The organism is Bacillus cereus group sp. N24 (genome assembly GCF_016483345.1).
GTDB classification, from domain to species: domain Bacteria; phylum Bacillota; class Bacilli; order Bacillales; family Bacillaceae_G; genus Bacillus_A; species Bacillus_A toyonensis.
In genome coordinates, this window is the sequence record NZ_JAEHCA010000010.1 from 139,805 (window position 1) to 163,018 (window position 23,214).

Sequence of the window (23,214 nt, forward strand, 5' to 3'; positions counted from 1 at the left end):
TTTAAATAGAATAGGAGTAAACCAAATGACAAAAAACTTGCAGTTATCAGCCGAAGAGATGCGTCAGTTAGGATATCAAGCTGTGGACTTGATTGTTGATCATATGAATCATTTAAAAAGTAAACCAGTTTCGGAAACAATTGATAGTAATATTTTTAGAGACAAGCTAATTGAAACAATTCCAGAAAACGGATCCAACCCAAAAGAGTTACTTCATTTTCTTAATAACAATGTGTTTAATCAAATTACTCATGTGGACCATCCTCATTTTATGGCTTTTGTGCCAGGTCCGAATAATTATGTTGGTGTAGTAGCAGATTTTTTAGCAAGTGGGTTTAATGTATTCCCTACAGCTTGGATAGTAGGTGCAGGTGCGGAACAAATTGAATTAACGACAATCAACTGGTTAAAATCAATGCTAGGATTCCCTGATTCAGCTGAAGGGCTATTTGTCAGTGGCGGTTCCATGGCTAATTTGACTGCACTTACTGTAGCGAGACAGGTCAAGTTAAATAATGACATAGAAAATGCGGTTGTGTATTTTTCTAACCAAACTCATTTTTCTGTAGATCGAGCACTTAAAGTATTAGGTTTTAAAAATTCTCAAATTTGCCGAATTGAAACAGATGAAGATTTAAAAATTTCAGTTAGTACTTTAAGAAAGCAAATAAAAGAAGATCGATTAAAAGGAAAAAAACCATTTTGTGTTATTGCTAATGCAGGGACAACGAATTGCGGAGCAGTTGATGCTCTTAATGAATTGGCTGATCTCTGTAGTGATGAAGATGTATGGCTGCATGCGGATGGGGCTTATGGGGCTGCAGCAATTCTTAGCGAAAAAGGAAGGGAGTTGTTAAGTGGAATTCATCGTGCCGATTCTTTGACGTTAGACCCGCACAAATGGCTTTTTCAGCCTTATGATGTTGGTTGTGTACTCATTCGAAATAGCCAATATTTAAGTGAAACATTCCGTATGATCCCAGAGTATATTAAGGATACAGAAACTAATATAGAAGAAAAAGTGAATTTTGGGGAGCGTGGAATTGAACTTTCTCGTAGATTTAGGGCATTAAAGGTATGGCTTTCTTTTAAAGTATTTGGAGTCACAGCTTTTCGCGAGGCAATTGATCATGGCATTATGTTGGCTGAACAAGTTGAAGAGTTTTTAAGGAAAGAAAAAGATTGGGAAGTGGTAACACCTGCACAGTTAGGAATTGTTACTTTTCGTTATATTCCATGTGAGCTAACATCTACAGATACAATTCATGAAATAAACAAAAAACTGGTGGAAGAAATTAATCAAAGAGGATTTGCTATGCTAAGTACGACTAAATTAAAAGGAAAAGTAGTAATTCGACTTTGCTCTATCAACCCAAGGACAACAAAAGAAGAAATAATTCAAATCATGATGAACATAAAAGCATTGGCAGAGGAAATAAACACATCGCCTAAACATCTTATATCCGTTTCTCAGCCTTGATATATTAGGTGAATTTTACACATTAATAGCCGATTCTAAATGAGAATCGGCTATTATACTATTTACGAGTGTTTTTCTTGTATAGGGATTAAGCCTCAACCTTAGAGACTCTTTTGAAACCGGTCTTTACTGCTTGTACCATTTCGTTTACAGCGTAAATAGATACATCGGCATTTTGATTTAACCCTTCAAACCAGTGATAGGCATTTGGATATAAATGAAACTCGACATCAACACCAGCTTGCGCTAGTTTGCTTACATAGGTTAATGTTTCACTGCGGAATGGATCTAATTGGCCAACAAATGTGTAAGTATATGGTAAGTCACTATAATCCTCCGCTCGGGAAGGCGCTGCATAGGCAGGGATTTTATCCGTTCCATACATTTCTCCTAAATACATTTTCCACCCAGCTTCATTTGCTTTTTGGTTCCAAACAAATCCCTCTTTAATTTCATTCGCTGAAGGTGTATTATTTCGGTCATCAATCATTGGATATAGTGGCATTTGTAAACAAATTGAAGGATATTTTCGATCTCGCGCTAATAATGATAATGCTGCTGTTAGTCCACCGCCAGCACTTACTCCTGCAACCCCAATTCGATTCGAATCAATGTTTAATGACTTTGCATTATCAGCGATCCATTTTAAAGCTGAATAACAATCCTCAATTGGTGCTGGGTAAGGGTGTTCAGGTGCTAAGCGGTAGTCTACAGATACGACCACACAGCCAGCTTCTTTTGCAAATCTCATACAAGTATCATCGTTATCATCTATAGAACCTAAGATATAACCACCACCATGTATCCATAATAAGACAGGTAAAAATTCATTATTTGATTTTGGACGATAAATTCTTAATGGTAACGGATTATCATCAGGTCCAATAATGATTTCATCAGTTAACGAAAGGGATTCATCAACAACGGTAGGTGGTCTCATTTGAGCTATTCCTTCTCTGATTGATTGCAAGTTTTCCGGGCGTAAATCGAGATCTGGAAACATCTCTAACCCTTGTAATAACTCTGGATTTACTCTTGTTTTCATTTTAGCACCTCTATTTGTAATTGTTTTCGAATAAATGAAGTGTATTCTAAGTAGTTTAATTGTGAAAAAACATCACAATTAAATTGTAAATTGAATATGTCTTAGCAGTCAACAGAATATTCGGAAATTAAAACCTTTCTCAAGAAGGAGTTTCATGCAACCAGTAATACAAGTGATTAATTTAGGAGTAAAGTGTTTTCATGTCGTTGTAGTTATTTACAAGTAGTTTTCTAATTGAACCAAGAGGTGATCCGTTTTATTTTAATGGCATATTGCAACGGATACATGTTCGAATTCATATTCGGAAAGGATTAATACATTTGTATTCCTTAATATATAATTTAGGAAAATACTCATGGGCAGGCATTAATATAGGAGAACAGTACAAATTAAAATAACTGTTTAAAAAAATTCCTTTTATTTGGTTAGAAAAGGAGTAAATTCTTTTTTCCTTATATAGACTCATGAAGAAGTATGAAAATCAGAATTTATAATTCAAAAGCCAGCTTGAAGTAATTGCAATAATTACTTTGGATAGTAATCTTAAAAAAATAAAAAAAGAGAAGAACTCACCAATGTTCTTCTCTTTTTTATGTGTAATTAGGGTTTCCATAATTGTAGATATGGATGGTGTAAATGAATGGATGAATAACTTACTCTTAAAATTATAACAGAACAAATAAAGCATTTTATATGTAATATTGCATAAACAAGCTAAACAACAATAATATCTGGTGAATAAGTAGCGCTTTTCCATATGGCGAGTTTATTTCATAGTTTCTTCCTAAATTCTATATCATTTTCCAATCATGCAAGGTTAAGGGAGGTGACAATAGAAAGATTTAAAAATGAGCTCAGTATAAAATAAAACATTATAAGTATAAAATCCTGTACTTAGTAATCTCTTGTTTTAAAGCATGACATTGGGAAAGTGTGGGGAGTTCAATCGATTCTGAATAAAATTGATAGTATCAGTTGCAATTTTTTTACGTTTAAGAACAATCCCAGCATGCCCACATGTATAAATATATCGAGTAGGTTTTTCCCAAGATGCCCACAAGTAGTCCGTATCCTCACGGTGCACATATAGATCGTGCTTGCCTGAAATTAATAAAATATTTTCTTTTTTCACTTTTGGTAATGCTTGACTCGGTTCAGTGATTTTCCAATAATCTATTAAATCATTATACGTTACACCATGATGTTCCAAATCTTTTCTAATGAATTTACCTGGATTTGTCTTCCAAATTGAATATGAAAGTCGATTCGCGTAGAAAATGGATGCCAATACATCAATGTCTGATTCAACAAGAGCTGTTAGGTTTGTAATAACCCCACCTAAACTGATTCCTATTAAAATCAAGGGACCATTTTTATTTGCTTTAATCCATTTAATCAAAGTTCGTAAATCAGCTACCGCTTGTCTAGTGGCTTGTACAGTTCGTTCAATATTAGCACTTACCATGTACTCTCCACTGAATAGGGATTGGTTGGGTTTTCTTTCAAAATGATAGGGTAGAGTAAAATAATACATATTCCACTTCAAGTTAGTCATATGGTCGTGAAATATTTTTTTTACACGTTCGTTAGAATCCATTCTCCAACCGTGAACGAAGATGACATGAGGTGCATCTTCGTTTTCATGTAAAAATAATTCCCCAGTTACAGAATCGTTGCGTGAATCACCAGATTGAACCGAGCTTTTATATTTGAACTGTCCAACCATGTATTCCTTTTCTTGCTTTGCATGCTTAATGTTAAAATGAATATTAGATGGTTGTACTTTATAAAAAAATTCTATATCCTTTATATCTAGTGCGGTGTTAGAAAGAGAAGTATATTGAAACTCTCCACTTCTTTTTTTGTGCAAATCATACAAGGCGTATCGATCAATGAGTTTTGAAAAAATCAAATTAACTTCCTCCAAAATACATATTGTTTAAAACATGGACAAAATTTATGTTTTATTTATACTGTAAATTAAATTTAAAATATTTTTTTCGTCTAATAGTACGTGCTTGAATTATAAAGCCAGGTGATAAATTTGTATATTATATTATAAAACTAACAATAAAATAAAACCATAAATAATTTATACTACAATTTAAAAGACAAGTTAATATTCTCATTTATATGAGAGAACATTAACTTGCTTATTTTCGTATCAAAAGATACACCGTTTGAAGTAATGTAATTTAAATGATGAACAATGTATCAATTAATATATTTTATTCAGTGATAGTTACTATAGTTTTCGAAGCCAGTAGTCAATGAACCTTACAATATGCATCTTTTGGGTATATAAATAACAATATTCATTAAAGAAAAAGTTTTAATCCTTCATGAGAATCTTTAAATCCTAATTTCTTATAAAATTGCAACGCTTCCTGTCGTTCTTTATCTGTTGTTAACTGTACTAAATGACATCCCCGCAATGTAGCACGTTGAATAGCCCATTTAATAAGTTTAGTTCCTATACCTTTACCACGTTTTGATGAGACTGTCCGTACCCCCTCAATAGTAGCTCTCCAACCACCTTGACGTGCAATGTAAGGCGTAAATGTAATTTGTTGAAGACCAACAATCTCCGTCCCATCACACGCTACAATCAACTCATTATTTGGATCACAATCAATAGCATGAAATGCTCTTATATAACTATCAGGGAGTGGTGTTTCATAGCGCTCTCTTTTATTGCCTAAAACATCATCAGCAAGCATTTTTACAATATCATCTAAATCATCTGCCGTAGCAATCCTAAATGTTATAGTTTCTGTCACTATTAAAAAACCTCCTTAATGTATGCACTTGTTACTTTTATTTTACTTGTTTAAATACAATAGGTTAAATTATAAAATATTATGAGTCTCTATAACTTTTTCTTATAGATAACATAAAAGCCTAACTTATAAAATGATATATTAGGCTTTTTAACACAATATTATTATTAAAAAATCCGACCAACTTCAATAAAACGCCATATTCATTAATGGATTTTCATATTTAACAAACCACATATAACCATTCAAATAGGGTGCTTTTAATTAGCTCTATAGAAATTACATAATAAGCATAGATTTGTAAGCTCTCATTCAATGAATCTTAATATATATGGACTAGCTCCTTACCAATATTCTTCACCAAAGTCATTGAATAACTACACATAAACTCCTTATATCTCTAGATAAACTACCGATTAGCTCCATATAGACTCTAGATAACCTATATAAAATATAAGTTATCAAGGAGGTAAGAAAAAAATGAACTTTATGAAAAGAGCAATTCTCAGTATGAAAAAAAGAGTAGGAACATCATTAATTTTGATGGCAGTCTTCCTAATTGTTACAAATTTAGTGTTGGCAGGATTTACAATCCAAAATGCATCAAAAAAAGCTGCGGATGCAGCAAGAAAAAAACTAGGTGCAGATGTTACTTTAAGTCTTGATTTTGACAAATTAGGTCAACAGGCTCAGGAAACTGGAGAGATGCCTAATCCACCGAAGCTCAACACGAAAGAAGCAGATCAGTTAGCGAAGTCAAAGTATGTAAAAGACTATAATTACATAAGCAATACATTCGGAATCTCGGATGGACTTAAACTAGTAGGAGCTTCAGAAGGAGAAGAAGAAGGAAAGGGCAAAGCGGGAATGGCGGCTGTACGAGGCGGTTCAAGCTCCGGTACAGAAATAGATATGAATGCTTCCTTTATGATTGAGGGAGTTCGCAAGACTGCATTACAAGAAAGCTTTAAGAACGGCAAAAGTAAAATCATTGATGGGAAACCAATTACAGAACAGATGAAAGATCAGAATGTAGCTTTAATGGAAAAACGATTAGCGGAATTAAACAATTTGAAAGTAGGAGACAAAGTTAAAGTGCAATCAGGGGATAAGAAGGAAACCCTCGAGGTTGAAATTATCGGTATTTACGAAACGAATGAGCAAGCAATGGGTCAACAGGCCCCTCCTATAATGGATCCAGCTAATAAACTATATATGCCGCATTCAACTATGAAAAAATTTGAAGTAGATCAAGGTATAAGTAGCATTCAAGTCGTGTATTTCTTGAAAGACCCACAAAACATTGAAGCATTTAAAAAAGAAGCAAAAAAATCTAAGATTAATTTTAATTACTATAAATTAGATGCACATGATTCATTGTACAAACAAATGATTGGGCCTATCGAAAATATCTCATCTACTTCTCAAATGATTATTTATATTGTATCAATTGCAGGTGCGATTATATTAGGATTAATCATTATGTTATCGATTAAAGGACGTCGTAAAGAAATGGGGATTCTATTGTCCATTGGAGAAAAAAAGTGGAAGCTGATGGCGCAGTTCGTAGTAGAAGTAGTATGTATCGCTATTTTAGCTTTTGGATTATCCATAACAACAGGAGCTAAAGTTTCTCAATATATAGGGGATAATTTACTTTCAAGTGAAGTTGCTACAGCAAGCGAAGAAACAAACAACCCGCAAAATGGGACTGTAATGATGTCTGGACCTGGTGGAACTGTACAAAATCAAAAAGAGGATCCGATTGATAAAATTGATGTAAGTGTAACAGGAGAAGATGTAGGCAAAATGGGAGGGATAGGACTAGCTATTGCTATATTAGCAACGCTTCTTCCAGCATTATCAATTCTACGTTTAAATCCAAAACAAATTCTTTTAAAAGATGAATAAGGAGGATCGATATGGAAACGATTTTACAATTTAAAAATTTGGATTTTTATTATGAAAGTAATGGGAAAAATGTAGCGATACTAGATAATGTTAATTTTTCTTTTCAAAAAGGGCATTTCTACACAATTTTAGGACCATCTGGATCTGGTAAAACCACAACTCTGAGCTTAGGTTGCGGACTGGATGTCCCTAAAAATGGTTATGTCCTGTATAATGGAAAAGATATTCGAAAAATTGGTTTGGATCGATACCGCAATCAACATGTATCTGTAATTTTCCAATCTTATAATTTGATTACCTATATGACTGCTCTTCAAAATGTCCTAACAGCAATGGAAATTACAGGTGTTAAAGTGCAAAATAAAACTGCAAGGGCATTAGAATTATTAGAAAAGGTAGGACTCACAGAAGTAGAAGCGAAACGTAACGTTCTGCAACTAAGTGGCGGGCAACAACAGCGTGTAGCAATTGCTCGAGCATTATCTTGTAATGTTGATTTACTGATTGCGGATGAGCCAACAGGAAACCTCGACGAAGAAACGGCAATGGATATAATAGAACTGTTTCAAGAACTTGCACATAAAGAAAATAAATGTATTATTGTTGTGACGCACTCACAGGAAGTTGCTAAAAAATCTGATCGTGCAGTTTATTTAAGTAAGAAGAAGTTAGTAGTAAATGAAATTTAAAATAAACACTCTAGGTTTTTAATTCACATAATATTAAAAAAATATTTCTTCAAATATTAATAATTGATATACAATAAAACCAAGCCATAATCAAAATGGTCTCCCTGTATTGAATGTTAAGATAGTTTGTTGTTCCTTTTTTAACAATATTTAAAAAAGAACTTGTAGAATATTCTACAGGTTCTTTTTGTTATGACCGGTTAACTATATCAATGAGGAATTATATATGAAAAACAGGACATTACCTAGATATATGATCTAAATACCGTCCTGTTTAATTGTTTATCTGTATAGTTATTGAAGAATTAAACCTACAATCATAATAAAACTAAATACTATCATCCAACCAAACGCACAATAGCCGAAAATTCTAATCCATTTAGGTAATTGATTCATGTTAACTTTATTTGTGGGAATTCCTTGCATAGAAAACATCATTTTTTGATCTCTATCCCTATTATTTTGTTGTTCATACATAATATCATCACCCTTCAAGAACAATTGTGTTTATAGTATATCAGTCTGGAGATAATTAAGCACAGAATATTCGACAACTATAGTGAATAAACGTGTATTCCAGTGCTGCATACTAAATTTCAAAAAACTAAAATTGGATTACTCAAAAGCTATATATAAAGTATTTGCTCATTTAAAACATAATCACCCTTTTAACAAGAGATGCTTATTATTTGGTATTGAATAATTTAAATACATTCAATGATACTTCTTAGCGTTTATATACGTAAATGTCTTTCAAACGATATGTACCGTAAAGTAGGAGTAGCTTACATTCATGACTATTATTATTTATTCGTTACTTTTAAAACATCTAACACTATTTTCGTTGCATCTGCAATAAGCTTATCATCGTACTTCGCATCCTCTTTCGCATGATTAGAAAGTATCGCAAGAATAATTGGCTTCTTATTTGGTGGCCAAATGATTGCGATATCATTCCTTGTTCCATAAGATCCAGAGCCAGTCTTATCGGCTACTTCCCATTCTCCTGGAACTCCAGCACGAATTAAGTTGTCCCCCGTAGTATTTCTTTTCATCAAATCTATTAAAAAGTTTCGTTTCTCAATTGAAAGTATATCGCCTAGCGCGTAGTCTTGAAGACTAGTAGCTAATGCCTTTGGGGTACTAGTGTCACGAGTGTCTCCTGGCTGCACTTCGTTTAATTCTGGTTCAAAACGTTCAGGATTTGTGACAGTATCTCCTATTTCTCTCAGTGATTTTTTGAATTCACTTGGCCCACCTAATTGCTTAAGAATAAGATTTTGTGCAGTATTATCGCTATATCGAATGGAAGCATCCGCAAGTTCTTTCAAAGTCATACCTGTATCTACATATTTTTCAGTAATTGGATTGTAATTCACAAGATCTTTGCTAGTATACTTAATTCTTTGTTCTAAATCTTCTATTGATTTCTGTTGTAACAGTGCTCCAACAGCAAGTGCTTTGTGGGTAGATGCGTATGCAAAACGTTCATCTGAACGATAAGTAACAGTTTGATTCGTACTTGTGTCCAATGCATAAATACCAAGTTTAGCATCATATTCTTTTTCAAGTTTAACAAAAGAATGATTACTTGTATTTTCTTGTTTTGTTTGTTTCGGAGGTTCGGATTGAATATTACTATTGGAACAGCCTATAAGCGTTACACATGAAAGTAATACTACAGGTAGCATCTTTTTATAATGCGAAATGTGAAAAAACTTCTTTGGAACGATCATACATTTTCAACCTCTTTCAAAAATTTATGGATTTTGTATTGGTATTTTACATACCAATACAATTAACAAATGTACAGGATAGGACTCATCTTGTATTTCTTGCATTACAAAAGGAGAGAACTACCAAGAACACCTTTTTATACGTAATAGACAATCTAAGTAACACATTTGTTCCATTTATGAGTACGGTTTTTAATATATCCATTAATTTTATTTATAAAAATCACAAAAACAACAAGCTCCATCACAATATCATCGGAAATATTATCTAAAGACGATGATTTTTCAAATGGCTTTTATCCTAGACGAATTAATGTCATGTTGTGGCTACGCAGATACATTGCTGACCATCTGCACGTTTGGAAGCCTGAAGACCACTTTATCTTTAGTAAACAATAAGATTTACAAAGTGAGAAACATGAGAGGATTCCTTTTTTTCAACTAAAGGAGAGCTTTAGTTTATGGGACCTTCCTTAGTCTTTCTTTTTAGGGAATACCACATCACCATCAAGCTAAGGAAAGCTGTCTTTAAACCAGAAACTTATTCTATCCAAGGAAATATATTGCATTATATAATAAATACTATACCATTCTTACAAATAACGGGAGAGACTCTATGAGAAACGTAATAATTTATTTCGGAATCTTTTTTATGATTGTATTAAGCGGTTGTATCCGATTTGGAAAAGACACCACAAATACGATTTATCTCATTCCTGAAGCGTACGAAGGAGATTTAGTGGTACTATACAATGTACCTGGAGCGGAATTGTTGCCAGAAGAAGATGGTTTTCGTGTAGTTACATTCACCGCAGACGGAACCGCAGTAACATCTACAGCCGATATGAAATATGGTACGGTCAACGATACCTATTACACGGTAAACAAGGAAGGGAAGCGCACAAAACTTGACGAGAACTGCATACGCGCTGGTTCAAATGGAAGCACTACTGAAAACGTTGGTGAAGAAAATGAGCACACTTTCCCATATGCAAAATTTGAAGTTACACAAAGTGCATGCTCACAAAGCTTTTCATCAAATGGAAGAGAAGTACCAGAAAATCAAGAACATCCTGTAGAAAATAAGCTGCGGGACTTACTGGCACGTGTAAAAGAGTAGTATATGAAAGTGAAAAGCTAGATTTTTAAATTTTAAAAAGGGTGAATTGATGAATGATGTTAGGGATAGGATTGATTGTGTTAGGCATTTTAATTGTTAGCATTGTATCTTACCGAGAAATAAAAAAAGCAGGGGGCGTAACCTGGATCGAAATTGTATTCTATCCCTTTGGATTATTAATAGGTGCGCTACTAGACCACTTTGATCTACCAGAGTTTTTAATCCTGTTAGGTTTACTATGTATTGTATTTGGTAGCTGTATGGTCATGGGCGTCAATATTTTATAAAATTGAGAGTTAAGCATCTGAATCAGATGCTTTTTTATTTTATTCTGTAATTCTTATTTTTAATGTCTTGTATGGTGAAGACTAAGGCACATAGGGATAGCAGTGCAAGTATAAAGCTTAACCAGTTAAATGTACTGTCCATAATAAGTATTGAGATGAAGATGCCATAAAAATAAATTAACATCGCAATAAAAAGAAATGCATCACGTTTTAAAGACTTTAAAGTTCCTATTCGTTTCACCTCTACTTTCTGATGTTATGTTACAAAAAAGAACCCGCACATCTGCAGATTTTCCAGATTATGATTTTTAAATATGTAACTCAGTTCTAACGATATAATATGTTGAGTTACTAAAAAAATCAAATATAAAATTGTAAAAAACTTTTATAAATCTTAATGCGTTAGAAATATAGGGCGAATCTTTACGAACTGTTTCCTATGAATACGATTCTATTAATCAATTAAAGAAAGAAACATTAGCAGATGGAACGATCAATGCGTATGGATATGATGGATTCGGAAACCGTACGTGTGATATCGTTGTAATTCTTCTGCAAATGGTAGTAGTTCATCTTGAATCGAGGGATTCATAAGAAAACGTCATCCTTTCTAATTTATCTTGCTTAGAAAGGATGAAGCTTTTGAGGGTATTAAAACCTCTTGAGTTGATGGAAATGTATGGTGACCCCCGTTTATGAAAAATAAAATTCTTTAAAAATGGAGAGCCGCGACCTTAAACCTGCATTATTAATGTAGAATTGTGATGTCGGCTCTTTATTCACTAAAATGGCAAGTTAGTGAATAAATTGTTCATATGTATTTAAAGCTTATTTTCGGGAGGAGCTTAAACAATGAGAGCACCATATCAAGTATTGATTTTTCCTTATATAAAAACTGATGATTCCATTCGATATGCCATTTTTAACCGAAGTGATTATGGTTATTGGCAAGGAATAGCTGGTGGTGGAGAAGATGGTGAGACTCCTATTGAATCAGCAAAACGGGAAGCGTTCGAAGAGGCTGGTATTATAAGAGAATGCCCATATATAACATTAGATTCTGTGTCGTCATTACCAGTAGAGGATGTAGTTGGAGGATTCCTTTGGGGAGAAGAAGTTTATGTAATAAAAGAATTTTCTTTTGGAGTTAAAGTTCCTACAAAAAATATTTCATTATCTAAGGAACACTTCAATTATAAATGGTTATGCTTTGAGGAAGCAGTAACCCTTTTGAAATGGGATAGCAACAAAACAGCATTGTGGGAATTAAACAAAAGGCTATTAAAACAATTAAAGTGCTAGCTAACAAAGACGTTAGTGGAACAAGAATTGAGCAATTTAAAAAAGCTTTGCCACACTTCAAATGCAGCAAGGCTTTTATTTTTCTTAGTGTGGTTTTTTTCTGATTTGCGGTCTGTACCTCAACATCAATGGTAATAACTATAGGTTTTCTAAAACCAACTAGTGATCAAATCCATTTAAGGATTTTATATATATAATTGTTATGCTAACTCCAAAATCAAATTATAAAATGAACTATCCTAAACTTGAATCAATTTCATAATCTATTTCCACTATAATGATTTCATCATAAGTTTATACTTACTACAAAAACAAATAAACTCGTCCTACTAAGAGGGGAGTTTGTTTGTTTTTTGTTTAGATAATGGAATGTTCATGCAAAATTGCACACTATGTTCCATATTTTTTATAGAATACTTTATATCTAGCGTTTCAAGAATTTGTTTTACAATATATAGCCCTAAACCGCTTCCTCCAGTATTTCGATTCCTTGATTTTTCAATTCGATAAAACGGTTTGAAAATTTGTTGTATATCTTCTTCTTTAATATTGACACCTGTATTCATAATTTGCATTTTAATTTGACCTTGTTTAGGATCCTTACTTAACTGTATATAAACTTTTTCATTATGTGGTGAATACATAACCGCATTATGGATAATATTTTTACATGCTTTTTCTAAAAGAACATAATCTGTATAAACAGAAAGATCAGAATCAATTTCTTTTATTATTTGGATGTTTTTTTGTGAAGCGAAAAATTCGAGATCTTTTGTAATTGTATTTATTAACTTTGAAAGATTAACTTTTTCTACTTTTAGTTTAAAGGTATGTTGTTCTAATTTCGATACGCTTAAAATTTCACGAACTAATTGTTCCATACTTTCAATAATTTGATGATTCTTCTTTAAATATTGATCGCGATTTTGATAAGGGCCAATATTGTATATCATTCCTTCTAAGTATCCTTTCATTACAGTAAGAGGGGACTTTAATTCATGTGCTACAATCGCAAAAAACTCTCTGCGTTTTGTTTCTATTTCTCTTTCTTTTTCAATATCATTTTTTAATTGTTCATTTGCTTTTTTTAAATCAAACATAGCTTGTTGCAAGTTAATAGACATGTCATTCAAACTATTAGATAATTCTCCTAACTCATCTGTAGAGCGAACCTCAATTTTTTCGGAGAAATCCAAATTTGCCATCTTTTGTGCACCTTCATTAATATAAATAAGTGGCTTTGTAATAAACCTGGAATAAAAATAAGCACTCCCTATACCAATAACGAGCACAATGATACTAATATAGGGGAGAAAGCGTACTAAAACCTGTGAAGCTTCATCAATCGGTTGAAATGTAGCAAACACTACAAGCGTTAAACTACCATCTTGAAATTGAATTGGTTTCGTAACGTTATATGAATTGCTAAGGGTACTTGCATTCTCGAATCGTGTTGCTTTAGTAACTACTGTTTTTTGCGTACCACTTTGAATAAAAGAAAATGAAGGAGAGTAAATAATTATTCCTTCTTTATTTTGAAGATAAAGCATCGCATTATTTTTTTTGGCGTATTCATCAAAAAGTGGTATCGCATCTTGAAACGTAAGATTTTTAGATTTATCAATGATTTCGTTTATCCCTGTTTGAAGTTGATCTGTTTTATATTGCTCATAAAACGTCGGAAGAAAGAAGTATAAAGTTAAATAAATCAATATTGCAAAGGATAATAAAATGAGAGATGTAGTCATAAAGAGTTTATAAGTAATTTGCTTCATTTTCATGAGTTTCACAATACTATTCATCAATTTTATATCCAATACCCTTTATTGTTTTAATATAAGGGATAGCTAATTTTTTGCGTAGGTTTTTAATATGTGTATCGATTATTCGTGTTTCTCCAAAATAATCGTAACCCCAAACCTTTTCAACGATATTTTCTCTTGTGAGTACTTTTCTCTCATTTTGAAATAGTAGTTGTAGAATTTCAAACTCTTTTGTCGTTAATATAATTTCAACGTCATTTACATATACTCTATATGCATCCACATCAATACGCACTTCTTTAAATATCAAATGATTATTTACATTTTTATCATAACTTCTTCTAAGTACAGCTTCGACTCGTCTAATCAAAACATGAAATGAAAAGGGCTTTGTTATATAATCATCGATCCCAAGGTCGAATCCTTTCATTTGATCTTCCTCTTCTTCCAACGCAGTTAGCATAATAATTGGTACGTTTGACTGACTTCGAATCATTTTAGAAACTTCAAACCCATTAAGATTGGGCATCATGACATCTAGAAGAATTAAATCAAATGATTGATTATTAAATTGTGTCATACCCTCTAGTCCATCTGAAGCGACTACCACTGTATAATGCTGTGTCATTAAAAATTGTTTAATTAATTCCTGAATTTCTTGATCGTCCTCTACCACGAGAATATGATAGTTTTTCATAATATCACCTCTGGTAGTCATTATAGCCGTACTATCTGGAGTTTATGTGGAGATACAATAGGAACTTCATAGGACGTTTAACGTATTAGCTTCATTTTCAAGAATGTGTATTCTCCAAAAAAATATTATTAGCCATATTCCGTTTTATGAAAAAATAATTGTATGCTTGAAAAAACTTATCGTATGAAAAGCTGAACGATTTATATTTCTAAAAAACTAATGTATAATATTGGGAACTACATGTGATTTCTTAAACTGTGTGAACATATACTTTCGCTACTTACTAGAAGGGGAAACGGAAATGAATTTCAATAAAAAAAAGCTAGCGAAATTATAGAGTGTACGTCACAAACTTTAGAGTTTTTTTGCTAATTTAGTAAACGCTTAAGGTGTGAACTAAGGATTATTTAAATCATGCGAGAAAGGTTGTGAAATTATTTGATGGGTTATAAAGCGATGCTGTTTGATTTAGATGATACATTACTTGATAGGAATAAAGCAGTAGAGGCATTATTTTTAATTGTTTTAGAAAAGTGTTATGAAAATGTAGATGGTGCGGCTAAAAGCAACATGTTACAGAAATTCAAAGAATACGATAAAAGAGAATATGGCATAAGTAATAAAACGACAGTTTTAGAATCATTGTTTGATGAATTCACGCCAAGGTATAGATTGCCACGCAATTACATCCAAGATTTTTGGAATAATAATTTCCCTAGATGTTTTTCAATAGACCAAAATACTATTCATTTCTTAAATCAAATAAAGAAGCACTTTAAAGTTGGAATTATAACAAATGGATCAACTCAGAGGCAAAAAGCTAAAATATTTAACACGAATTTAAATAGGTATTTTGAAACAATCATTATTTCTGAAGAAGTGGGATTTAGTAAACCTGATAAACGTATATTCGAACTAGCATTAAATGAGCTAAATTTACAACCGGAAAATACTTTATTTGTTGGGGATGACTTAGAAAAGGATATTGCTGGTCCTCAAAATGCAAATATAAAAGGTGTGTGGTTTAACCCTCAGAAAATCAAGAATACTACCAAAATACAACCATATGCCGAGATTAACACTTTGGATAGTTTGTTAAGTTATGTTACTCCACAATATTTTTATAACAAGTAAAAGCAATTATATATATATTCAAAAATACAAAAAAGAAACTATCATTAATTTCATTGACCGTATTAGTAATAAAAAATAGATATTTACAATAAAAAATAGAGGCGATTTTAATAGCTGCGGCTAATTTAATCTATGATTAATACGAAGTTTTGTAAAACAATTTTACTCATACTGTGTAAATTATAAAGGGGTGGGACTATGGAAATAAATAAAGAAAGTAGTAATCGATGGAATCAATATTGCGGTCATTAGAAACGATAAGGTATTAATATCGGATGTTCAGTCTGCATTAGATACTATGGCAACAGTTCAATATGATGTAGATGCGAAACATATTATTATCCATAAATCTTTAATAAGTGAAGATTTCTTTGATCTAAAAACACGGCTTGCGGGCGATATCCTTCAAAAGTTTATAAACTACAAGGTAAAGATTGCTATCGTTGGGGATTTTTCTATGTACACTAGTAAAAGCTTAAAAGACTTCATTTATGAATGTAATAAAGGTAATAATATTTTTTATTTAGCAACTGAACAACAAGCAATTGAAAAATTGGGTACATTGAAATAATCTAGTCAACCTGCATAATCATATTCCACTAAAATAACCCTCTTTTTCACGTCGTTATTACTATATATTATCTACACGATATATAAGAACTAATGTTTGTGATAAACTAAAAGGTGGATAAAGGGGGAGTTTACTTGAACAACTTTAATGATATCATTCAAAATTTAAATGACATAGTATATAAACCTAATAACTTAATAATCACTAATCTAAAAGAAGAAAGACAAAACTCAGAGTATGCTGGGGCGTTATTTCACTTAAATAACAAAACGATACGTTTTAGAGTATCAAAAATTACTCCTAACAAAATTGGTCAATTTGTTTCTTTTTGGGAGAAAAATGAAAACATGCAAAATCAAGCGTTTTCTTATGACGCTGCTCCTGACTTATTAGTTATCACATGTATTAATGATCATAAACTAGGACAATTTATTTTCCCAAAAGAGATTCTTCTTGAAGAAAAAATATTAAAAACTCAAAGTCAAAAAGGAAAGATGGCTATGAGAGTTTATCCTATATGGGATAACCCTGTTAGTAATCAAGCTAAAAAGAGCCAAATGTGGCAACTTCAATATTTTATTGATTTAAGTAATATTAATAGTGTATCCATAGACAAACTATTACATTTATATTCGTAGCATCCCAGAGTAAATAAGAGGCATTTTAATGATGCCTCTTATTTTAATTTCTTATATTAGGTTATCTTGTGAATTAGAATTTTTGTACCGGTACAGTTAATCGAAATGTACATTGTTACAGTACCTCATCACATATACAATCAGCATATATTATTTTAACTTATAACTTATTAAGGAGTGCTGAATATGACAAATTTACAAGACCAACTCTTTACAAGATTAAACCTTGAAAAAGGTACTGAAATAAAGTTTGAAGAATTAAGTACAATACTCTTTGCATTTGCTCACACAATACCGTTTGAGAATTTAGATGTTATAGCAGGTAATATAAATGCAATTTCTATGAAAAACTTACAAGAGAAAATTTTAACTAGTTCCCGCGGTGGGCTTTGTTATGAATTAAATACTCTTTTTTATTATTTTTTAAAAGATAGTGGTTATGATGTACAACTCGCACTAGGTACTGTATATAAAAATGATATAAATGCTTGGGCACTTGAGGACGGACATATAACAATTATTTTAAATAAAGATAACGTACAGTATTTAATTGATGTAGGTATAGCTTCGTTAGTACCTCTCGTTCCTGTACCTTTTACTGGTGAGTCTGTTTCTTCAAAAAACGGTTCGTACCGGGTGAGACGAAAAGATACGAGTAAAGGCAATTATGTTCTAGAAAGAATAGATGTTGATGGAGAATGGAAAATTTGTCATGCTTTTTATACTCATATTATTGACGAGACAGTAGTAAACGATGTTCAAAGAAGAGTGGTAGAAGATGAAAAGTCTATTTTCAATAAAGGACCAATTGCAGTAAAGTTGACGAACGCTGGCCATATCTCTTTAACGAATTCTAGTTTAACTGAAATGATGTATGGAGCAAAAACTAAGCGTGAAATTACAGAAGATCAATATAGAGAGCTTTTATATACTCTATTTGCTATTGAGTTATGATTATACAAATAGCCTGTTCTTATTCGGAATCGGCTATTTGTATAATTTTTGGTTTAAAAGGTTTTCTTCTAATGTTTTTAATGTTTCTGCAGCCTCTTCATATGAATTAAAAACTGGTTTTTTTCCATCATCCTCTTGTAAAACCAGCTCTTCAAATAAAGATTTTTGTTCTTTTGAAACAGAATAATACTATTTAAAGTTTGATTTTCTAACTAGATATAATACACTAGAACAGTATAAAAAAGTATGTACAATGAATTTCGAATGTAAAGGAAGATTATTATGTCAGTTATCGATAAATTGAAACTTAATAAGTATACGAATATGGTTGTTATTAACGAACCAAGTGATTATGACATTTTCACAGGTAAAGAAACTGCATTTTCAAAAGAACACGATGCTATTTTTATTTTTGTTGAAACGCTTGATGAAATGGTGAAACAAACGAATTTTATTATTAGTAATGAAGCATTATTACTTGAAAAAGGTTATGTATTTTTCGCATATCCGAAAAAAGGTAATGCTCGTTACAGTACGTTTATTCACCGTGATGAGATGTTTCCAGCATTAAGCGTTGGTGAAGATGGATATGTAGGAGAAAGCGAAATTAAATTTGCTCGAATGGTAAGTATGGATGACGTCTTTACTGTTGTAGGCTTAAAGCGTGAAAAGAAAAAAGCGACGAAAACGCCTGCTATGAGTCAATGTGTTGCCGATTATGCAGATCGAATTAAAGATGTTGAAGCTTTATTAGCTAATCATCCCAATGAACTTAAATTTTATCAAAGTTTAACTCCTGGATATCAAAAAGATTGGGCACGTAATTTATTTTCTGTGAAACAAGAAAAAACACGTGAAAAACGTTTTGAGAAAATGATTGAGATCCTTTCACAAGGCTATAAAACAATTGAATTATTCCGTAAGAAGAAAAAATAACGATTAGGAAAGTCACAATGATGAAACAATTAATTGCGATGAGTACATTGAAAAAAGAATTCCTTCTTTTATACTTAAGAATGTTCTTATATTTATATAATTAGCAAAGAGAAAAGGTGTTTGAAATGAAATCGTATATTGTAGTTGGATCTGGAATTTTAGGAGCGTCTACTGCTTATCATCTGGCTAAGGCTGGTGCGAATGTTACTATCGTGGATCGCCAACAATTAGGGCAAGCAACTGATGCAGCAGCAGGTATAGTATGTCCATGGCTTTCACAACGTCGTAATAAAGCGTGGTATAAAATCGTTAAAAGCGGTGCACGTTACTATTCTTCGTTAATTCAACAATTAGAAGAAGACGGTGAAACGGATACAGGTTACAACCGTGTAGGTGCAATTAGTTTACATACTGACGAGAAAAAACTAGATCAAATGGAAGAGCGAGCTTATAAACGACGTGAAGATGCACCAGAGATTGGTGAAATTACGCGTTTATCAGCTGAAGAAACGAAAAAATTATTCCCGGCATTATCAGAAGAATATAGTTCTGTTCATATTAGTGGTGCTGCAAGAGTAAACGGAAGATTATTACGCAACGCATTAATAAGCGCTGCGAAAAAACATGGTGCAGCTTTCATAAAAGGCGATGCAGTATTAGTCCGTGAAGGTAATCATATTACGGGTGTTAAAGTAAATGATGAAAAAATTTTAGCAGAAAAAGTTCTTGTAACTGCAGGTGCATGGGCGAATGAAATATTAAACCCATTAGGAATTAATTTCTTAGTTACGTTCCAAAAAGGACAAATTGTTCACCTGCAAATGGAAAATACAGCAACAGAAAATATGCCAGTTGTTATGCCGCCAAACGATCAATACATTTTAACATTTGACAATGGTCATGTCGTAATTGGTGCAACACATGAGAATGATACTGGTTTCGATCACCGTGTAACTGCAGGTGGTTTACATGAAGTATTCCATAAAGCGTTAGCAGTTGCACCTGGCTTAGAAGATGCTACAATGCTTGAAACGAGAGTAGGATTCAGACCATTCACACCAGGATTCTTACCTGTTATCGGACCAATACCTAACTTTGAAGGAATTCTCGTTGCGAATGGATTAGGAGCTTCAGGTTTAACAGCTGGTCCATACTTAGGAGCAGAACTTGCTAAACTAGCGCTCGGACAGCCTATTGAATTGGATTTAAATGATTATGATGTTGCTGGTGCAATTGAATGATAAAAAAGATTAGGAGCGAATCCTAATCTTTTTTATTTATAAATATTTTCTTGTAATTATATCACTACCAATTTCAAAACGGGATATTTTGAATAAATGAAACCGTCAAAATAATTGTCGATGCGGAACCAGCAGATAATAAAGTTACGATTTTTCGTCCATTCTGTTCTTTTGAAGGTTTTATAAGTTCTGTAATCAACACAATCCATATTATAATAGAAACTATAGAAATAATATTTATAGACATATGTAACACACTCCTTCTTGTTTTTACATGGACATTTCTTCTTTTATAAAATAAAAGCAATCTGACAAGAAAATATGTATAGCGTTACAAATTAGTATTTTCCTGTCAGACCACCTTTTTTAAATAGAAATACGACTGATAAAATGATAACAACAGCTTTCAAACTGCCCCAATATGGATAAACAGCATGATCTGTTAAACTAGCATATTGAAAAATATTCTCTAAACCGAAAATCCCAATTATGACCGCTAAAAGGAATGAAGCTGATCTAAACTGCTCATTACGATAGAGGGTAAATAAATACACTGCGAAAATTAGTGGTAAGATGATTTGTAGTACGATTGTCATCGTTTGTCCCCCTAGATTGTATATACTTATATTATATACAAAATTGTAATAAAAAGGAATATTGTTTGTTTAATACTAATAGAACTACTCTTATCATATTCTTCTATAAAAAGAAGAAAAAGGGGTGTAAAGTTAATTGACAAAAATTCAAGTTAGTTTACGACCCATTGTTCATAATATAAATTTACCGACTGTGATGAAAACCGCTATACTTCCGGGTGATTCAACTGAAAGACTATTTGTCGCAACTCAATTAGGAGAGATTTTTTACATAGGAGACGGAGCGATAAAGACATTTTTAAATATTCGTAATCGGATTATTAAATTAGGCACATCTGAAGAAGGTGTTTCTAGTAGTGGCTATGATGAGCGAGGGTTACTAGGACTAGCGTTTCATCCACAATTTAATCATAACGGTTTATTTTACCTTCATTATTCAGTAGCTGGAACTCAAGGGCCTGGTGCGCTTTCAGAACAATTTAACCCGAATCCTTGTGACCCTAAATCTTTAAACTTAAAGTGGGTAAATAGAGATACTCAATATGACCATATTGATACAGTTGAGGAATGGATTTTACAATCAAGCGGTCAACCTGAAAAACGAAGAACATTACTTAATATAAGAAGGCCATTTTTCAATCATAACGGCGTTAATAGTTTAAATTTTTCACCGGAGACTGGAAAACTTGTTTTTACAAATGGAGATGGTGGATTAGGTTATGATCCGTTTAATTTAAGCCAAGATGATTTAGAAATAGCCGGTAAAATCATTGAAATCGATGTAAGTAAAAATACACTTATACATAATCCTCCAGTAGTAACGCGCTTTAATGAACTTCCTTTATCTATACAAGAAACCCTTACATTAATTGCGAAAGGTGTTCGAAATATAACCGGTATTACATTCCAAAGGTTTTATAATCAATATATCAAATACGCTGGAAATGTCGGACAGGATATCGTAGAGTCGATTTTCTCGTTTGTTCATTATAAATCAATTCCGGTTACAGAACTTGTTCAAACGTATTTAATGAGTTCTACTCCTAATCAAGAAGGATTTCTTAATTTTGGTTGGCGAGGATGGGAAGGAGATTTACCAACCTCTTTTATAAGACACTGTTCTGAGAATCCTACTTTGGATGAGAGGACAATGGCTTATTATGATGAAACAATCCAAACATCAGTGAAGCGTATTCAGCCTCTTATTAGTTATTTCCATAAAGACTCTAGACCGGATAAATTTGGAGGAACTTCACTTACAGGAGTTCAGCCATATATGGGGACTGCACTTCCAAACTTAACAGGTAGTATCGTATTTACTGACCTCGCTAAGAAAGAAGATTCTCGCCCTCCAGTTAAAGGGGTTTTAGCATATACTAGAGCCGGTACAGACGGTAAACATAATGACTTTCATGTTATTGAAACCAATTATGATTTTGGTATGCAAGCAGCTTATTATATGAGTTTAGGAACAAATTTGGATCAAACTAAATTATATTTAGGTGTTTACGGTTCTATGAAAGTATCTGATTTTAACAAAGGTACTATTTATGAGATTGTTCCTTGATATGATATAAACTCTCAGTTTACATTTTTCAAAATGCACGACCTGTCGTCTCCCTAAACATACTGCTATGAATAAATGACTACGGGATAGTGATTGATAACCAGGCAGAAAGTAACACATAAACAAAAAGTGTATGAATAATATAGAAAGTGATGAATGAGGTATCTTTAGGGGGTATTTTGATGAATCGGTTTGTACGTTATTGGTATCAACTGATGATAGAGCATGACGCGAACTTTGTTCATAAAAGAAAGTTGTCCCTTGTAAATAAGTTAGCAATGACAGCTTTAATGAGCGCATTGGCCACCATGTTTCAAGCAGCTGGGAACTTAATTCCTGGTATAGGATTACTCATTAGTCCATTTGCGACGTTACCTATTTTCTTTGCTATTTGTTATTCTATTCGTGAGGGAATACTTTCTTATGTTCTAACTATTTTTCTATTATTTATTATTCAACCAAGCGAACTATTTGTTTTCCCTTTTACTACTGGCTTATTAGGTATAGCGTTAGGAGTATCCTTTTCAAAATTAAGGAGGAGAATATGGGTTGTTTCCTTTTCTGCGATATGCCTACTTATAGGTATTATGATCATTCTCGATATTTTCCGTTTTCCAGTACTTGGCCCTACTGTTCATACAACTTTAGACATAAAAAATATTTTATCAATCTTTGTACTGAGCTTTCTTTACTGCTGGATCTATGCGGGTTTTTGTAGAATAATATTGAATAGAGTATATAAAGTATTGTATTAATCATGTCATATA

Annotated in this window: 22 protein-coding genes; 14 read left to right on the forward strand and 8 right to left on the reverse strand. The window is 32.5% G+C overall.

Annotated features, from left to right (window positions below; all coding sequences use genetic code 11):
* Positions 1 to 25: 25 nt before the first annotated feature.
* Positions 26 to 1,480 (forward strand): pyridoxal phosphate-dependent decarboxylase family protein, encoded by a 1,455-nt coding sequence (locus tag JDS95_RS16500; RefSeq protein WP_000164819.1) that lies wholly within the window; start codon positions 26 to 28, stop codon positions 1,478 to 1,480.
* Positions 1,481 to 1,568: 88 nt separating this feature from the next.
* Here the strand turns inward: JDS95_RS16500 and JDS95_RS16505 are convergent, their stop codons facing one another.
* From JDS95_RS16505 to JDS95_RS16515, 3 genes are all read right to left on the reverse strand, one after another.
* Positions 1,569 to 2,525 carry an alpha/beta hydrolase gene (locus JDS95_RS16505; protein WP_000857948.1) on the reverse strand — a complete coding sequence of 319 codons (957 nt, stop codon included), beginning with the start codon at positions 2,523 to 2,525 and terminating at the stop codon, positions 1,569 to 1,571.
* A gap of 910 nt (positions 2,526 to 3,435) precedes the next feature.
* Positions 3,436 to 4,437 (reverse strand): alpha/beta hydrolase, encoded by a 1,002-nt coding sequence (locus tag JDS95_RS16510; RefSeq protein ID WP_000577691.1) that lies wholly within the window; start codon positions 4,435 to 4,437, stop codon positions 3,436 to 3,438.
* A 406-nt stretch (positions 4,438 to 4,843) separates the two neighbouring features.
* Positions 4,844 to 5,305, reverse strand: a complete 462-nt coding sequence (locus JDS95_RS16515) for a GNAT family N-acetyltransferase (RefSeq protein WP_000140903.1) — start codon at positions 5,303 to 5,305, stop codon at positions 4,844 to 4,846.
* Between the two features lie 480 nt (positions 5,306 to 5,785).
* On the opposite strand from JDS95_RS16515, the gene JDS95_RS16520 reads away from it, so the two are divergent.
* Together JDS95_RS16520 and JDS95_RS16525 are read left to right on the forward strand one after the other, a co-directional pair.
* Positions 5,786 to 7,216, forward strand: coding sequence for an ABC transporter permease (locus JDS95_RS16520; RefSeq protein WP_001010237.1), 1,431 nt, complete (start codon positions 5,786 to 5,788; stop codon positions 7,214 to 7,216).
* A gap of 11 nt (positions 7,217 to 7,227) precedes the next feature.
* The gene (locus tag JDS95_RS16525; protein WP_199690682.1) at positions 7,228 to 7,905 is read left to right on the forward strand and encodes an ABC transporter ATP-binding protein; all 678 of its coding nucleotides are present in this window, start codon (positions 7,228 to 7,230) and stop codon (positions 7,903 to 7,905) included.
* A 294-nt stretch (positions 7,906 to 8,199) separates the two neighbouring features.
* Here the strand turns inward: JDS95_RS16525 and JDS95_RS16530 are convergent, their stop codons facing one another.
* Both JDS95_RS16530 and bla read right to left on the reverse strand, forming a co-directional pair.
* The gene (locus tag JDS95_RS16530; RefSeq protein WP_000273228.1) at positions 8,200 to 8,382 is read right to left on the reverse strand and encodes a hypothetical protein; all 183 of its coding nucleotides are present in this window, start codon (positions 8,380 to 8,382) and stop codon (positions 8,200 to 8,202) included.
* A 326-nt stretch (positions 8,383 to 8,708) separates the two neighbouring features.
* Complete coding sequence (gene bla, locus JDS95_RS16535) at positions 8,709 to 9,641, reverse strand: class A beta-lactamase (RefSeq protein ID WP_085450241.1); 933 nt, start codon at positions 9,639 to 9,641, stop codon at positions 8,709 to 8,711.
* Positions 9,642 to 10,257: 616 nt separating this feature from the next.
* Here bla and JDS95_RS16540 point away from each other — a divergent pair.
* From JDS95_RS16540 to JDS95_RS16555, 3 genes are all read left to right on the forward strand, one after another.
* A complete protein-coding gene (locus tag JDS95_RS16540) occupies positions 10,258 to 10,761 on the forward strand; it encodes a DUF6843 domain-containing protein (protein ID WP_085450240.1) in 504 nt (167 codons plus the stop codon).
* A gap of 53 nt (positions 10,762 to 10,814) precedes the next feature.
* On the forward strand, positions 10,815 to 11,048 hold the full coding sequence (locus JDS95_RS16545) for a hypothetical protein (RefSeq protein ID WP_000979111.1): 234 nt from the start codon (positions 10,815 to 10,817) through the stop codon (positions 11,046 to 11,048).
* Positions 11,049 to 11,900: 852 nt separating this feature from the next.
* Entirely contained in the window at positions 11,901 to 12,350 is a 450-nt protein-coding gene (locus JDS95_RS16555; protein ID WP_001202617.1) for an NUDIX hydrolase, read from the forward strand.
* 329 nt (positions 12,351 to 12,679) lie between these two features.
* On the opposite strand, the gene JDS95_RS16560 is transcribed toward JDS95_RS16555, so the two are convergent.
* Positions 12,680 to 14,152: a sensor histidine kinase gene (locus JDS95_RS16560; protein WP_001084877.1), complete on the reverse strand. Its 1,473-nt coding sequence runs from the start codon at positions 14,150 to 14,152 to the stop codon at positions 12,680 to 12,682.
* Complete coding sequence (locus tag JDS95_RS16565) at positions 14,145 to 14,810, reverse strand: response regulator transcription factor (protein WP_000800729.1); 666 nt, start codon at positions 14,808 to 14,810, stop codon at positions 14,145 to 14,147. The genes JDS95_RS16560 and JDS95_RS16565 overlap by 8 nt, the downstream gene beginning before the upstream one ends.
* A gap of 441 nt (positions 14,811 to 15,251) precedes the next feature.
* Here JDS95_RS16565 and JDS95_RS16570 point away from each other — a divergent pair, with 441 nt between their 5' ends.
* The 6 genes from JDS95_RS16570 (at position 15,252) to JDS95_RS16595 (ending at position 20,284) form a co-directional block, all read left to right on the forward strand.
* A complete protein-coding gene (locus JDS95_RS16570; RefSeq protein ID WP_139823490.1) occupies positions 15,252 to 15,944 on the forward strand; it encodes an HAD family hydrolase in 693 nt (230 codons plus the stop codon).
* 208 nt (positions 15,945 to 16,152) lie between these two features.
* Positions 16,153 to 16,515, forward strand: coding sequence for a DUF4180 domain-containing protein (locus JDS95_RS16575; protein WP_199690691.1), 363 nt, complete (start codon positions 16,153 to 16,155; stop codon positions 16,513 to 16,515).
* Between the two features lie 134 nt (positions 16,516 to 16,649).
* Positions 16,650 to 17,153: a MepB family protein gene (locus JDS95_RS16580; RefSeq protein WP_001058755.1), complete on the forward strand. Its 504-nt coding sequence runs from the start codon at positions 16,650 to 16,652 to the stop codon at positions 17,151 to 17,153.
* Positions 17,154 to 17,339: 186 nt separating this feature from the next.
* Positions 17,340 to 18,107, forward strand: coding sequence for an arylamine N-acetyltransferase family protein (locus tag JDS95_RS16585; RefSeq protein WP_000183392.1), 768 nt, complete (start codon positions 17,340 to 17,342; stop codon positions 18,105 to 18,107).
* 282 nt (positions 18,108 to 18,389) lie between these two features.
* Entirely contained in the window at positions 18,390 to 19,043 is a 654-nt protein-coding gene (locus tag JDS95_RS16590; protein WP_000110842.1) for a YdeI/OmpD-associated family protein, read from the forward strand.
* 125 nt (positions 19,044 to 19,168) lie between these two features.
* Positions 19,169 to 20,284: an NAD(P)/FAD-dependent oxidoreductase gene (locus tag JDS95_RS16595; RefSeq protein ID WP_199690683.1), complete on the forward strand. Its 1,116-nt coding sequence runs from the start codon at positions 19,169 to 19,171 to the stop codon at positions 20,282 to 20,284.
* Between the two features lie 338 nt (positions 20,285 to 20,622).
* Here JDS95_RS16595 and JDS95_RS16600 read toward each other — a convergent pair whose 3' ends face one another.
* Complete coding sequence (locus tag JDS95_RS16600; RefSeq protein ID WP_097855058.1) at positions 20,623 to 20,880, reverse strand: hypothetical protein; 258 nt, start codon at positions 20,878 to 20,880, stop codon at positions 20,623 to 20,625.
* A 136-nt stretch (positions 20,881 to 21,016) separates the two neighbouring features.
* Between JDS95_RS16600 and JDS95_RS16605 the strand changes: the two genes are divergently transcribed.
* Both JDS95_RS16605 and JDS95_RS16610 read left to right on the forward strand, forming a co-directional pair.
* Positions 21,017 to 22,447, forward strand: a complete 1,431-nt coding sequence (locus JDS95_RS16605) for a PQQ-dependent sugar dehydrogenase (protein ID WP_199690684.1) — start codon at positions 21,017 to 21,019, stop codon at positions 22,445 to 22,447.
* Positions 22,448 to 22,629: 182 nt separating this feature from the next.
* Positions 22,630 to 23,202 (forward strand): YybS family protein, encoded by a 573-nt coding sequence (locus tag JDS95_RS16610; RefSeq protein ID WP_085450237.1) that lies wholly within the window; start codon positions 22,630 to 22,632, stop codon positions 23,200 to 23,202.
* The last annotated feature ends 12 nt before the right edge of the window (positions 23,203 to 23,214 follow it).

Excerpts from the sequence above, each read along its gene's own strand:
- JDS95_RS16500 (WP_000164819.1), top strand. The coding sequence starts at position 26 with ATGACAAAAAACTTGCAGTTATCAGCCGAAGAGATGCGTCAGTTAGGA.
- JDS95_RS16505 (WP_000857948.1), bottom strand. The coding sequence starts at position 2,525 with ATGAAAACAAGAGTAAATCCAGAGTTATTACAAGGGTTAGAGATGTTT.
- JDS95_RS16520 (WP_001010237.1), top strand. The coding sequence starts at position 5,786 with ATGAACTTTATGAAAAGAGCAATTCTCAGTATGAAAAAAAGAGTAGGA.
- JDS95_RS16525 (WP_199690682.1), top strand. The coding sequence starts at position 7,228 with ATGGAAACGATTTTACAATTTAAAAATTTGGATTTTTATTATGAAAGT.
- JDS95_RS16530 (WP_000273228.1), bottom strand. The coding sequence starts at position 8,382 with ATGTATGAACAACAAAATAATAGGGATAGAGATCAAAAAATGATGTTT.
- bla (WP_085450241.1), bottom strand. The coding sequence starts at position 9,641 with ATGATCGTTCCAAAGAAGTTTTTTCACATTTCGCATTATAAAAAGATG.
- JDS95_RS16540 (WP_085450240.1), top strand. The coding sequence starts at position 10,258 with ATGAGAAACGTAATAATTTATTTCGGAATCTTTTTTATGATTGTATTA.
- JDS95_RS16545 (WP_000979111.1), top strand. The coding sequence starts at position 10,815 with ATGATGTTAGGGATAGGATTGATTGTGTTAGGCATTTTAATTGTTAGC.
- JDS95_RS16555 (WP_001202617.1), top strand. The coding sequence starts at position 11,901 with ATGAGAGCACCATATCAAGTATTGATTTTTCCTTATATAAAAACTGAT.
- JDS95_RS16560 (WP_001084877.1), bottom strand. The coding sequence starts at position 14,152 with ATGAATAGTATTGTGAAACTCATGAAAATGAAGCAAATTACTTATAAA.
- JDS95_RS16565 (WP_000800729.1), bottom strand. The coding sequence starts at position 14,810 with ATGAAAAACTATCATATTCTCGTGGTAGAGGACGATCAAGAAATTCAG.
- JDS95_RS16570 (WP_139823490.1), top strand. The coding sequence starts at position 15,252 with ATGGGTTATAAAGCGATGCTGTTTGATTTAGATGATACATTACTTGAT.
- JDS95_RS16585 (WP_000183392.1), top strand. The coding sequence starts at position 17,340 with ATGACAAATTTACAAGACCAACTCTTTACAAGATTAAACCTTGAAAAA.
- JDS95_RS16590 (WP_000110842.1), top strand. The coding sequence starts at position 18,390 with ATGTCAGTTATCGATAAATTGAAACTTAATAAGTATACGAATATGGTT.
- JDS95_RS16595 (WP_199690683.1), top strand. The coding sequence starts at position 19,169 with ATGAAATCGTATATTGTAGTTGGATCTGGAATTTTAGGAGCGTCTACT.
- JDS95_RS16600 (WP_097855058.1), bottom strand. The coding sequence starts at position 20,880 with ATGACAATCGTACTACAAATCATCTTACCACTAATTTTCGCAGTGTAT.
- JDS95_RS16610 (WP_085450237.1), top strand. The coding sequence starts at position 22,630 with ATGAATCGGTTTGTACGTTATTGGTATCAACTGATGATAGAGCATGAC.